Origin of the sequence: Acidaminococcus nyctereutis, assembly GCF_052216985.1 — a bacterium.
Lineage (GTDB): Bacteria > Bacillota > Negativicutes > Acidaminococcales > Acidaminococcaceae > Acidaminococcus > Acidaminococcus fermentans_A.
Window position 1 is genome coordinate 86,055 of record NZ_JBQOUY010000004.1, and the last position, 13,408, is coordinate 99,462.

At 54.2% G+C, this 13,408-nt stretch carries 11 protein-coding genes, 1 pseudogene and 1 other annotated feature; of the genes and pseudogenes, 10 read left to right on the forward strand and 2 right to left on the reverse strand.

The window, feature by feature from the left end:
• The first annotated feature begins 135 nt into the window (after window positions 1–135).
• From ACTUHY_RS03675 to ACTUHY_RS03685, 3 genes are read left to right on the forward strand one after another with little or no spacing between them, the layout of a single operon-like run.
• Entirely contained in the window at window positions 136–1,134 is a 999-nt protein-coding gene (locus ACTUHY_RS03675; protein ID WP_442826638.1) for a permease, read from the forward strand.
• 12 nt (window positions 1,135–1,146) lie between these two features.
• A complete protein-coding gene (locus tag ACTUHY_RS03680) occupies window positions 1,147–1,458 on the forward strand; it encodes an ArsR/SmtB family transcription factor (protein WP_012937784.1) in 312 nt (103 codons plus the stop codon).
• Window positions 1,459–1,484: 26 nt separating this feature from the next.
• Complete coding sequence (locus ACTUHY_RS03685; RefSeq protein ID WP_442826639.1) at window positions 1,485–1,715, forward strand: thioredoxin family protein; 231 nt, start codon at window positions 1,485–1,487, stop codon at window positions 1,713–1,715.
• 51 nt (window positions 1,716–1,766) lie between these two features.
• Here the strand turns inward: ACTUHY_RS03685 and ACTUHY_RS03690 are convergent.
• Window positions 1,767–1,850, reverse strand: a pseudogene (locus ACTUHY_RS03690) (transposase); the annotation flags it as partial.
• Between the two features lie 533 nt (window positions 1,851–2,383).
• Between ACTUHY_RS03690 and ACTUHY_RS03695 the strand changes: the two are divergent.
• From ACTUHY_RS03695 to ACTUHY_RS03725, 7 genes are all read left to right on the forward strand, one after another.
• A complete protein-coding gene (locus tag ACTUHY_RS03695; RefSeq protein ID WP_442826640.1) occupies window positions 2,384–2,920 on the forward strand; it encodes a 3H domain-containing protein in 537 nt (178 codons plus the stop codon).
• Between the two features lie 162 nt (window positions 2,921–3,082).
• Window positions 3,083–3,535 (forward strand): DUF805 domain-containing protein, encoded by a 453-nt coding sequence (locus tag ACTUHY_RS03700; RefSeq protein ID WP_442826641.1) that lies wholly within the window; start codon window positions 3,083–3,085, stop codon window positions 3,533–3,535.
• 135 nt (window positions 3,536–3,670) lie between these two features.
• Complete coding sequence (locus ACTUHY_RS03705) at window positions 3,671–4,585, forward strand: AAA family ATPase (protein WP_442826642.1); 915 nt, start codon at window positions 3,671–3,673, stop codon at window positions 4,583–4,585.
• A gap of 6 nt (window positions 4,586–4,591) precedes the next feature.
• On the forward strand, window positions 4,592–6,316 hold the full coding sequence (locus tag ACTUHY_RS03710) for a vWA domain-containing protein (protein WP_442826643.1): 1,725 nt from the start codon (window positions 4,592–4,594) through the stop codon (window positions 6,314–6,316).
• 199 nt (window positions 6,317–6,515) lie between these two features.
• Window positions 6,516–6,715: a binding site (T-box leader), on the forward strand.
• A gap of 36 nt (window positions 6,716–6,751) precedes the next feature.
• Window positions 6,752–9,406 (forward strand): valine--tRNA ligase, encoded by a 2,655-nt coding sequence (locus ACTUHY_RS03715; protein WP_442826644.1) that lies wholly within the window; start codon window positions 6,752–6,754, stop codon window positions 9,404–9,406.
• A gap of 19 nt (window positions 9,407–9,425) precedes the next feature.
• Window positions 9,426–10,706 carry a bifunctional folylpolyglutamate synthase/dihydrofolate synthase gene (locus tag ACTUHY_RS03720; RefSeq protein WP_442826645.1) on the forward strand — a complete coding sequence of 427 codons (1,281 nt, stop codon included), beginning with the start codon at window positions 9,426–9,428 and terminating at the stop codon, window positions 10,704–10,706.
• 5 nt (window positions 10,707–10,711) lie between these two features.
• A complete protein-coding gene (locus ACTUHY_RS03725; protein ID WP_442826646.1) occupies window positions 10,712–11,968 on the forward strand; it encodes an O-antigen ligase family protein in 1,257 nt (418 codons plus the stop codon).
• A 59-nt stretch (window positions 11,969–12,027) separates the two neighbouring features.
• Here the strand turns inward: ACTUHY_RS03725 and ACTUHY_RS03730 are convergent, their stop codons facing one another.
• Window positions 12,028–13,362 carry a CitMHS family transporter gene (locus tag ACTUHY_RS03730; RefSeq protein ID WP_442826647.1) on the reverse strand — a complete coding sequence of 445 codons (1,335 nt, stop codon included), beginning with the start codon at window positions 13,360–13,362 and terminating at the stop codon, window positions 12,028–12,030.
• Window positions 13,363–13,408: the final 46 nt, after the last annotated feature.

Sequence of the window (13,408 nt, forward strand, 5' to 3'; positions counted from 1 at the left end):
AACAGCAGAAGCTGTGAGAAAATGAGAAATCATTTTCCACAGCTTCTTTTTTATTTTTTTTATATTGACAATCATCTATATTATGCTATACTGATATCAGATAGATGACAGTCAATACGATGGAGGCGGAAACAAATGTGGACATTCATACAAAATGAAATCCTGGGAATGCAGTGGCTGAACCATCTGATTGGGGTCGGTCTTGGGGCGGCAGGGATGGATCTGGGTTCTCGGCTGGGGGGCAGTGTGCAGTTTTTCCTGTACGATGTGATCAAGATCTCTGTGTTGCTGGTAGTACTGATTTTCTGTGTCTCCTATATCCAGAGCTACTTCCCGCCGGAACGGAGCCGACAGATCCTGGGCCGATTCCATGGGTTGGGGGCCAATCTGATCGGGGCCCTTCTGGGAACGGTGACACCGTTCTGCTCCTGCTCCTCCATTCCCCTTTTCATGGGATTTACCAGCGCCGGCTTGTCCCAGGGGGTTACCTTTTCTTTCCTGATTTCTTCTCCCATGGTAGATCTGGGGAGCCTGGTACTGCTGATGGGAGTATTCGGTTATAAAATCGCCCTGGCCTATGTGGTGATGGGACTGGTGATTGCCGTGGCCGGCGGGACTCTGATCGAACATCTCCATATGGAGGATCAGGTGGCGGATTTCATTCGGCAGGCCCGGATAGAAACCAGCCTGGCTCCGGAACAGCTGACGGTCGGGCAGCGGACCGCTTTTGCCCGGGAGCAGGTGGAAAACACCTTCCGGAAAGTCTTTCCCTATATTCTCCTGGGGGTGGGCATCGGGGCAGTGATCCATGAATGGGTTCCGGAACATCTGGTAACGGCTGTACTTGGGAGTCGGAACTCCTTTGGAGTGGTGCTGGCCACACTGGTGGGGGTACCCATGTATGCGGACATTTTCGGCACCATACCGGTGGCGGAGGCATTGCTGGGAAAAGGAGCCCAGCTGGGGACAGTACTGAGCTTCATGATGGCGGTGACCACCCTGAGCCTGCCCTCCATGATCATGCTGGGCAAGGCGGTGAAACCCAAACTGTTGCGGACGTTTGTGGCCATCTGTACGGCGGGGATCATTGCCGTAGGATATGGATTCAATCTGTTCCAGGCCTGGCTGCTGTAAGGAGGTGAAGACATGAATGCAATGGACGCGGCAGTGATCTGCAAGGCCCTGGGGGATTCCAACCGGATCCGGATCGTGGAGCTGCTGACCCAGGGGGAACTGTGTGGCTGCAAACTGCTGGAGTATTTTAACATTACCCAGCCTACCCTGTCCCACCATATGAAGGTACTGGCAGAATGTGGGTTGATCTGCAGCCGGAAGGAATGGAAGAATACCTATTATTCCCTGAACTGTGAAACCCTCACGGCATTCAGGAATTATATAGGAACGCTGACCTGCCGAAAAGGGAGAGCCTGTAGCTGCATGGATGAAAGCGGAAGATAGAAAGCAATAAGAAAGGATGAGAAAACATGGTTATTCAAGTCATGGGCGGAGGATGCAGCAAATGTGAAACGCTGCTGGAAAATGTCAAGGAAGCGGTGGCCCATACGGGGAAAACGGCGGAAATCCAATATATTACGGATTTTGCCGTCATTGCTGGCAAGGGTATTATGAGCACCCCGGCACTGGTTATCGATGGCCGGGTGGTATCCACCGGCCGGGTATTGAAAACCAAAGAAGTGGAGGATTTGCTGGGGTAAGGAAAAGAGGACTGGAGCTGTGAAGAAATGAGAAACCATTTCTTCACAGCTTTCTTTTTTCATTGAATCCATACCTCTTCGGACAATCCGGTCATACTCCCGGTCGTTCTTCATTACTCCGAAAATAGCTTCTGCCTAGATTGCAAGGTTCCTTTTCTCCGTCCTTTTTTTCCAGACCCAGGAATACTTGTTGGCATTGGCTTCGAATTTCAACATATTGACGGGATTATATCTGATTCTTCCAAACTTATGTTCAAGGGACTATTATTTCACCTTTTCTTTTTGTTTGCCCTTTTCCAGATTGCACAACATTTTGTCAAGAAGATGCTGAAAAAATAATATAAAATATTTTTATTGATTTTTCAATCCTGTACAGAAGGGGATCAGGAAAAATGGTGCTCTAGACTGCAACTTTGCAGGGCAAGGGATAACTTTTCCTGCTTCTTCGTCTAATTTTCATCTAATCTTCATGATTCGGAAACATACTACTGTATTGACAGTCCTTCGGCAGTGAGCATACAGAACGATTCATCATGAATTTAATTTAGACATTCATAACCAAATATGATAAAATACAGCTGAAAAACTTTGGACTATACTGCCCTGCCAAGGATAGAAAGAGATGGATACAGGGAATCCAAAAGAAGAATCTGTATGGGAGGGGTATCATGAAGAATCAAGAACGAAGAAAGAAAATACTGGAAATCCTGCGGAACAGCAGGAGCCCGGTGACGGGAGATCAGCTGGCCAAGGATCTGGATGTTTCCCGCCAGGTCATTGTATTGGATATGGCTCTCCTGCGGAGTGCTGGGACGGCCATTGTTTCCACCCGGAGAGGCTACCAGATCAACGGACGGAGCCTGACCATGGATTTTGAATGCCGGTACAAAGCCATGGATACGGATGGAGTCATGGAAGAGATGAACATTGTGGTGGACAATGGGGGGATGATTGTTAGTATCACCCTACTGCCGGATTTCTGCGGACCAATCCAGGCGTTCCTGAATCTGAAGAACCGGCGGGATGTGAAGCAGTATCTGGAAAATTTCCGGACCTACAATATCCCCTTGATCGCTACCCTGTCTAAAGGGATCCATACGCTGACGGTAGCGGCTGATTCCCAGGATGAACTGGAAGCCATCCGGCAAAGCCTGCAAGAAGCGGGAATCTTGATTTCTGAAGAACCGGCCCCCAACGGAAAATAGAAATGATGCGCATTTTATGAGCGATGCTCTTTTTGCCAATAAAATGCGTATTTTTTGTGTCCTGGCCTCTTTCTTTTCTCGGCAAAAATGGATATAATATCTTTCGACTGAAAATATAGGAAAAGCTGAGGGTAAGGAGGCTGTATGGATTTGAATGTTGGAATGCCAGAAATGAAAGAAGCTAAGATTTCTCCCTACCAGTGGATGGAACGGCATTTTTTTGCCCGGCAGATCCCTCGGGATTGGAGCTCGCTCCTGGATCTGTACCTGAATTTCCATGGCCGGCTGGGACGGGTGGAATTGGCCCTGCGGGGAGCTCTGCTCCTTGGAGGGACCAGCTGCCTGACTTTCTTCCTGCTAGGATGTGTCTTCCTCTTTACCCTGTTTGAGAGTGGAGTGGGGGCTATTGCCCTGATGGGTCTGTGGCTGTTGACGTATTTTGTCATGTTCCTGTGCGGACTTTCCCTGCTGGCCCGCCGGTTCCACGATATGGACAAAAGCGGCTGGTGGGTGCTGCTGATCCTGGTCCCCATCCTGAATCTGGCCACGTATATTTATCTGTTGATCAAAAAAGGGACAAACGGGGCCAACCGGTTCGGAGCGGTACCGGAGTGAAGGAGCGGGAAGCACACAGCGGCTAGTCTCCAGACTTCCCGAAAAGGGGTGTGTTGCACAGCACGTGCAGCACACCCCTTTTGTGCTATAATAAGGGATGATTCAATGAATTGTTAATCGAGGGGAGCCGCTGTCATGCTGAGCTTTTTAAAGGAAGAGAAAATCAACCCGGATTTGATCCAGGGCGTGGAAAATTATCGGAAGGAGTTCCCGGCGCTGCCGGAACTGCAGTCCCGTATCCCTGTGCCCCATTTCCATTATTATGGGAAGGACATCTGGGAAGAAGCCATTGCGGCTTTGCTGTGTGGGCAGAACCTGCTGCTGGCAGGGCCGAAAGCCACGGGCAAGAACGTGCTGGCCGAGAATCTTGCGGCAGCATTCGGCCGGCCCATGTGGAATGTCTCTTTCCATATCAATATGGATGCGACCGGGATGCTGGGCACGGATACCTTCAAAAACGGAGAAGTAGAATTCCGGCCGGGACCTGTGTACCAGTGTGCAGTCAAAGGGGGCTTCGGAGTCTTCGATGAAATCAACATGGCCCGGAACGAAGCCATGGCCGTGCTCCATTCTCTGCTGGATTTCCGGCATACGGTGGATATCCCCGGCTATGATCTGCTCCATGCGGACAAAGCCTGCCGGTTCATTGCTACCATGAACTATGGTTACTCCGGTACCCGGGAACTGAACGAAGCCCTGGCCTCTCGGTTTGCGGTGATCCAGCTGCCGACTATTTCCCTGGAATCCCTGGAACGGCTGCTTCGGAACGAATTCCCTGCCATCCGGAAAAATGCACTGAAGGCTTTCTGCCAGATCTTCAAGGACCTGGAAAAGAAATGCCAGGAAAGCGAAATTTCCGAAAAAGCCCTGGACCTGCGGGGGATGCTGGATGCCATCCATCTGATGGAAGCTGGGCTGGAAGCCCACAAGGCCCTGGATCTGGGAATCGTGAACAAATCCTTTGACGAATACGAACCGGGGCTGATCCGGGACGTGATCAATCTCCATATCCCCGGCAATTACACCAAAGAAAAAATCTTCGAGGGATGATGGATCATGGCGAAACTGAAGTACGATGCCAAACGCCGCCGGGCTTTGAATATCGTATGGGATGTATCCTGGGATTACCATTTCGATCCGGATTTCCTGGCTTATACGGAAAGCGGCACCCCGGATCTGTACCTGAATGCGGTGGTAGGCTTTACCCGGAAATATTATGATGTGAAATTGATCCACCAGATGTTCGAAGAGATGGCAGACAGCGCCCTCCGGGATACTTTTACCGACCTGTTCTGGCTGGGGCTGGAATATGCCACCTATGCCAAAGAGGCTCCGGTACGGCCGGTGCTGCCGTATTTGCGGAAGCAGCATGCCCGGGCCTATTTCGACGGTACCAAACTGGATAAGACGGGAGTGGCCCATGAGATGCAGGCGGCTCGCTGGCATGAAGTATTGGGGGAAGGGCTGGATCTCCACGACCCCTGGGCCAAGGGGCTCTATGCCAACCTGTGCTTCGATCCTTCCTGGGATACCCAGCAGCTGTGCGATCATTTCCGGAAACTCACCAAGAAGTATTTCGTCTCCCATTTCCTGGTCCGGGAAAGCCTGGAAAAAGTGATCATCAGCAAAGGGCTGGGAGATTTCCTAGACTGGCTCCTGCCCCATGTGTTCCGGAAGCAGGAAAGCGTGTTCAACTTCCTGTATTCCAAGAAGCAGGCCCTGGATATCCTGGCCGGGAAAAAGGCCCATAACGGGCTGATGGCTTTCATCACCGGCCAGACAGCGGCTGAAAACTACCAGTACATCATCGACTGTTTCGGGGCCAGCATCTATCCGCCCCGGAAAATGCTGGATATCGACCAGGCCTGGTGCAACGGGCCCCATCGGGGCTGCCATCTGCACTTTACCCGAGGCCGGCTGGGGAGCAAAGGAGCCACAGGGGAAGCTTCCCGCTGGCTCCAGGGAGCCCATGCCCAGCGGGTGAAGAACCTGGCCTACTACAAGGACCATGGGGAACAGTGCCGGAAGAGCATCGCCCGGCTGACCCATCAGCTGCGGAGTGTCATGCGGATGGCCCAGACCCGGCTGCCGGTGCCGGCCAAGGAAGGAGAGCTGGTGCCGGGCCTGGTGTGGCGGGCCTTGAAGGTAAACGACAGCCGGGTGTTCTTTGAACGGGAAACGGTTTCCAGCCCGGATTTCACGGTGGACCTGATGCTGGATGCCTCGGCTTCCCGGGGAGAATACCAGCAGGTGATCGCCTCCCAGGCCTATGTGATCGCCGAAAGCCTAAGACAATGCGGGATCCCTTACCAGGTATATTCCTTCTGCACCCTGCGGAATTATACGGTGCTGACCCTGTTCAAGGATTACGCCGACAAGAAGCGGTGCACCAGCCTCTTCAACTATGTGGCAACTGGCTGGAACCGGGATGGATTGGCTCTCCGAGGGGCTCGGCAGCTGATGGGGGATTTCACCCAGACAAAGAAGATCCTCATCATGCTTACCGATGCGGAACCCAATGATGACAAGCCTCTGGTGGGGGACGGACTGTTCAGCTCATCAGAATACCGGGATGAAAAAGCCGTGGCTAACACCGCGGACGAAGCGGCCAGCCTCCGCCGGGAAGGGATCCGGATCATCGGCCTCATCAATGGAGAGAACCAACACATCATGAAGGATGCCCGGAAGATCTTCGGGGAGGACTGCGTGGAAGTCCGGGACCTGGACAAAATGGCCGACAGCGTGGGCAAGATGCTGTGCCGGCAGATCGAGAGTTTGTAAAGACGGTCAGATACGGCCCCAAGGGGCCTGGAGACATCGGACGTCAGCTTTGTTCGAATTAGAGGCAGGTCCGAACTGTTTATTGCAGGCAAGCTGAAGTCTGACTTCTGAAAGGCCTGTCAGGGCCGGTCTGACCTCTTCCATTTCCCATTGACAAAAAAATCTCCCCTTGTTACAATGACTCCATACAACCATACAGTCAAAGGCTATGAAGGGAAGGAGTACAGCGCCCCTTGCACCGGCAGAGAGGATGCGGTTGGTGGAAGCATCCGGGCAATGCGCTGGAAGTCATCCGGGAGCCGGTACGGTGAAGAGCCGTATCCGTTTGGGCACGTTACGCCTTTAAGGTGCTCAAGCAATTGAGAATGTAGGTGGTACCGCGAACAACTCGTCCTATACAGCAGGACGGGTTTATTTTTTTAAGGAGGCAGATTTATGGCAGAAGAAAACAACATCCCCAAGGTCTATGATCCGGCCGCCGTGGAAAAGAAATGGTATGCATATTGGATGGAACAGGGCTTTTTCCATCAGCCAGTGGACAAGAGCCGGCAACCTTTCAGTGTAGTGATCCCGCCTCCCAACATCACCGGCAAGCTCCACATGGGCCATGCCCTGGACAATACCCTTCAGGACATCCTGGTGCGCTGGCACCGGATGATGGGGGACAATACCTGCTGGCTCCCCGGTTATGACCATGCCGGTCTGGCCACCCAGATCAAAGTGGAAGAGGAACTGAAGAAAAAAGAAGGACTGACCCGCTATGACCTGGGCCGGGAAGAATTCGTGAAACGGGTGTGGAAATGGAAGGAAGCCTATGGGGACGAAATCGTCACTCAGCTGAAATCCCTGGGGATCTCCTGCGATTGGGACCGGCAGCGGTTTACCATGGATGAGGGACTGAGCCGGGCTGTCCGGGAAGCTTTTGTGAGCCTCTATGAAAAAGGCTTGATCTACAAAGGGACCCGGATGATCAACTGGTGCGTCAACTGTCGCACGGCCCTTTCTGATGTGGAAGTGGAACACCAGGATGATTCCGGTGCCCTGTGGTACATCAAATACCCCATCGTGGGAGAAAAGGACCAATACCTGACCATTGCTACCAGCCGTCCGGAAACCATCCCCGGAGATACAGCCGTAGCTGTGAACCCCAAGGATGAACGGTATGGAAAGCTGGTAGGGAAGAAAATCGCCCTGCCCACCACCAACCGGGAAATCCCCATCATCGCCGATGAATATGTGGACCTGGAATTCGGTACGGGTGCCGTGAAGATCACCCCGGCCCATGACCCTAACGACTATGAAGTGGGTGAACGGCACAATCTGGAAAAAATCGTGGTCATCGGCCTGGACGGGAAAATGACCAAAGAAGCCGGCAAATATGAAGGGGAAGACCGGTACGAATGCCGGAAGCATATCGTCCAAGACCTGAAAGACCTGGGACTCCTGGTGAAGATCGAAGACGCACCCCACTCGGTAGGCCATTGCCAGCGCTGCCATCATGTGGTGGAACCCATGGTCTCCACCCAGTGGTTCGTGAAGATGAAACCCCTGGCGGAAGCCGCCATCAAATGCGTCACCGAAGGTAACACAGAATTCGTGCCCAGCCGGTTCACCAAGACCTATCTCCAGTGGATGGAAAACATCCATGACTGGTGCATTTCCCGGCAGATCTGGTGGGGCCATCGGATCCCAGTCTGGTATTGCGACGACTGCGGAGAAGTGGCCGCTTCTCGGACGGATCTGACGGAATGCCCCAAATGCGGTAGTAAGCACATCCATCAGGATGAAGATGCCCTGGATACCTGGTTCAGCTCCGGCCTGTGGCCATTCTCCACCTTCGGCTGGCCGGACAAGACAGAAGAGTTGGAACAGTGGTATCCTACCAGCGTGCTGGTCACTGGCTATGATATCATCTTCTTCTGGGTGGCCCGGATGATCACCATGGGTGAGGAATTCATGGGCAAGGAACCCTTCAAGCACGTGTTCATCCATGGCCTGGTCCGGGATGAACAGGGCCGGAAGATGAGTAAATCCCTGGGTAACGGGATCGATCCTCTGGAAGTGGTGAACAAGTACGGGGCGGATACCCTGCGCTTCATGCTGATCACCGGCAATACCCCGGGCAACGACATGCGGTTCTACTGGAACCGGATCGAAAGCACCCGGAATTTTGCCAATAAGATCTGGAACGCATCCCGGTTCGCTCTCATGAACCTGGATGGCTATGACAAGGATGCAGAAAAAGCACCGCTCACCCTGGCGGACAAATGGATCTTGTCCCGGCTCCAGCACACCATCCAGGATGTATCCAGTTATCTGGAAAAATTCGAATTGGGCGAAGCCGGACGGCTGATCTACGACTTCATCTGGGGTGAAGTGTGCGACTGGTACATCGAACTGGCCAAACCCCGTCTGTACGACCGGGAAAACGCCGCGGCACGGGCTACGGCCCAGACGGTGCTGTGCCGGGTGCTGGGAGATGCCATGAAACTGCTCCATCCCTACATGCCTTTCATTACGGAAGAAATCTGGCAGCACCTGCCCCATGAAGGCCAGAGCATCATGATCGCTCCCTGGCCGGTGGCAGACGGAAACCTGATCGATGATACGGTGGAAAAACAGATGACTGCCGTCATGGACGTGATCAAGGCGATCCGGAATATGCGGGCGGAAGTGAATGCCGCTCCTGGCCATAAGGCACCGGCAACGGTATTGGTGGAAGAAGAGCTGAAAGCGGTCTTTGCGGCTAATGGAGATTATATCCGGCAGCTGGGCACGGTGGATGCCCTGACTTTAGGCGGCATGGAAGATGCAGCTCCGGAAAACGCCATGGCGGCTGTGGTCAATGGCGCTAAAGTATATCTGCCCCTGAAGGGCCTGATTGACGTAGAGAAGGAACTGGCCCGTCTCCAGAAGGAATTGGACGGGGCGGAAAAGGAAGCCAAACGGGCTGCCGGGAAGCTGAGCAACCAGAACTTCCTGGCCAAGGCTCCTGCGGAAGTGGTAGAAAAGGAAAAGACCAAGCAAACAGAGATCCTGGCGCGGATCGCTGGCCTGAAAGAACGGATCACGACCCTGCGCAGCCTGTAAAAGGGAAAGGAGCAGACCTATGGACTATACAGCCGCAGTCGCATATGTAGAAAGCATGGGCAAGTTCGGCATCCATCTGGGCATGGAACGGATCCAGGGGCTGGCGGCGCTTTTGGACCATCCGGAACGGAAGATCCGGACCATCCATGTAACTGGGACCAACGGCAAGGGCAGTGTCACCACGTTCCTGGCCAATATGCTCCAGCAGGCGGGGAAAAAGGTGGGGAGCTATACCTCTCCCCATTTTGTCCGTTACAATGAACGGATCTGTTTGGACGGCGCCGATATTTCCGATGAGGATTTCGCTGCCGTGACGGAACGGACCAAAGCGGCTCTGGACCGATATCTGGCAGCCGGAGGCGAACAGCCCACCCAATTCGAATTCCTCACTGCCATGGCCTTTCTGTATTTTGCGGAAAAACAGGTGGACTATGCGGTGATCGAAGTGGGGATGGGGGGCCTGTGGGACTCCACCAACATCATCACGCCGGAAGTCTCAGTGATCACCAATGTGACCCTGGAACATACGGAACGGCTAGGCAAGACCATCGAGGCCATTGCCACCCAGAAAGCCGGGATCATTAAGCCCGGGGTGCCGGTGGTGACGGAAGCGGAAGGCGAGGCTCTCACGGTGATCCGGGCTGCAGCAGAAGCCAATCATGCACCTCTCTATGTCTATGGAGAGGATTTCACAGCAAAAAAACTGACCAGCTCTATGGATGCCCAGACTTTCCTGTATCGCCTGGGAGAAAAGGAATTGGAGGCCGTCATCCATCTGCCCGGGGAACATCAGATCCTCAATGGGGCGGCTGCCCTTACAGCGGCAGAGATCCTCCGGGAGAAAGAGGGTACGCCGGATGAAGCGGCTATGCTCCGAGGCATGGAAGCAGCCCGGTGGCCGGGACGGCTGGAACGGATCCGCCACAATCCGGACATCATCCTGGATGGGGCCCATAACCCGTCTGGAGTCACGGTGCTCCGGAAAGCCCTGGATGAATACTATCCCAAAGCACGGCGGCTCTTCGTGTTCGGCATGATGGCGGACAAGGATGTGAGCCAGGTCTCGGATATCCTGTTCCGGCCGGAGGACACCATCTATACGGTACTGGCCCACGAAGGGGATCGATCGGAGAAACCGGAAAAATTGGCCCAGCGGCTCCACAAGAATGCGGTTCCCATGGAGGACCTGACGGCTGCCTACCGCCGGGCGGTGGAAGAAGCCGGCCCAGGGGATGTGGTGATCGTCTGCGGGTCTCTGTATCTCATCGGGACCTTCAAGGAACTGGGATTGGACCGGTAAGGATCATGGAGCGACCGAGAGGCTGGGGCCTCCCAGCATCCTGGAACCTGAACCAAATCACTTTCGGGGTCCTTTGCGTACTGTTTTTCGTGCTGCCTCTGCACCAGCTGGGGGCGGGGATCGTATTCGGGATCTGCTTCCTGCTGAATCTGGCGAATATCTGGAAGAGCGGTCAGTTTTGGCCGGCCATCCAGATCCCTCGGATCATCAGCCGGCCCTTGTGGGCTCTATTCCTACTCAGTGGGGTCAGCACCCTGTGGTCGGCCGATCCGGCGGCCTGTGCCCTGAATTGGCTGTGGGTGGTGGGCCAGGAGGCGGGCATCTTTTATCTGGTGCTCCGGTATGCCAGTACGGGACGCAGATCTCTATTCCTGATCAAAATCTTCATGATTTCTGCCGGGGTGGTGGCTGCATTTGGCATCTGGCAGTATTTCTTCGGCAGCAGTCTCCAGAACCTGGAGTGGATCGACCATCAGGCCTTTAAACATTTGTCCCGGAGGGCAATTTCCACCCTGGTGAACCCCAATATCCTGGGGACTTTCCTGGTGACCACGGTGGCCTACTGTGAAGGCCTCTTTGCTCCTCTCAAAGGAGGGAAGACACGCTGGGCCCTGGTAGGGATCTTCCTTTTGGCCACGGCCTGTTTGATCCTGACCTTTTCCCGGGGCAACTGGGTGGCCTATTTCTGGGTACTGTTCATTTTTGCCGGAGCCTTCTATCACAAGGCATTCCTGCCTTTTATCGGCGGCGGGCTGGGGGTGCTGTATCTGTTCTGGAACCAGCTGGCGGAACGGCTCATGTCGATTTTTTCCGTCCATGATACCTCGGCGGAACTCCGGTTCTTCTATCTGGAAAGTTCCCTGGACATGATCCGGGATCATCCTTTTGGGGTAGGCTGGTATGGATATGGCTATGCCTTTCCTGATTACAACTTTTTCATTGCAGAAGATGTGTTCATGTACCACAGCCATAATCTGCTGCTGAATGTGACGGCAGAGCTGGGGATCCCCGGGCTGTTGCTGTTCCTGTTTATCATGATCCAGCTGTTCCGGCTGGCCCGGGAAATCCGCCACCGGCAGCGGACCCGTCCCTGGATCCGGGGCGTAGCCTGCGGCTATATGGCGTCCCTGGTAGGTATCTTCATCAGCGGGCTGACGGATCATACCCTGTTCAACAGCCAGCTGGGCATGTTGTTCTGGGCCGGGAATGCCATCCTCCTGATCGTGGATCAGCTGAGCCGGGAACGGAAGAAAAGGATATAATGAAAAATGGGCTGTGAAGAAATGAGGATTCATTTCTTCACAGCCCATTTTTATAATTCTTACAGATGGAACAGACCAAGTACCAGGCCGCAGGCCAGGGAGATCCAGGACAGGACCCACAGGCGGGGAGCACAGAAGGTGAGCAGTTCTTTGATGGAGATACCAGCCAGGCCGCAGGCCAGGAAGGTAGTAGCAGCGTGAGGAGTGACCATGACGCCATAGTTCTTCCCGATCAGCATGGCCATGGCCATGTTGTGAGGATCAACGCCGAACTGCTGGCCGACGCCGATGGCCAGAGGCAGCAGACCGAAGAAGTAGGAGTCGGTACCCAGCATCATGCCGATGGGCACAGCGAAGAACCCGAACACATCCTGCAGATGGGGCCCCAGAGCAGCCGGGACAATGTTGATCAGCATCTGGGCCATGGCCTTCATCATGCCGGTCTTGGACAGCACACCCAGGAACACGCCGGAAGCCAGCAGGATCATGGGCATGCTCAGAGCGGTAGCAGCGTGCATCTTAATGGCACGAGCCTGGTCCTTGGCAGTGTGGAAGTTGGCAATCAAGGCCACAGCCAGACCGAACATAAATGCACCGTACAGAGGGATCTTGGTGAAGCACAGCAGGCCGATGACGAACAGGGTCAGGATGCCGTTGAACCAGATCATCTTGGGACGGCGCATGAAAGCGGCGTCATCAGCGGACAGATCATCGTCAGCGGATTTTTCATCTTCATCCTCAGATAATTCCGCAGCTTTACCGGTAGGATTCAGGCCGGCGCCCCGTTTCTTTTCCATCATGCCCATGTAAGCAGCGAAGATCAGCAGGATGATCAGACCGGCACCCTGCAGAGGCAGCAGCTGTTGCCACAGAACGTTAACGTCCGCATTCAGCACTACACCGGTACGGGCCACAGGGCCGCCCCAGGGCAGCAGGTTCATGATGGACATAGCGGCACCGATGATGCAGACCAGCACCACAGGACGCATATGCAGCTTCTTGTAGATGGGGAGCATAGCGGGGATGGTGATCAGCAGGGTGGAAGCCAGAGCGCCGTCCAGGTGGGAAATGACGGCGATGCAGGCGGTAGCCACGGTCACCAAGACGATGTTGTCACCGGCTTTTTTAACCAGCCAGTTCACCATGGGGTCGAACAGCCCCATATCACCCATCATGGAGAAGTAAACGATGGAGAAGATGAACAGTACAGCAGTGGACCAGGTCTTGGTCACACCGGCTTTCACGAAACCAAAGATTTCAGCAGGAGAGAATCCGCAGATCAAAGCTGCGATGACAGGTACCATCACGAACAGAGGTACCGGGTTGGATTTGCCGCGGATCAGGGCCGCCACAATGATCACAACCATCAGGAAACCAACAACGCCCAAGAACATAATGCATTTCCTCCTTTGGATTTGACTGGTGCTTCCGGGGCGGGCA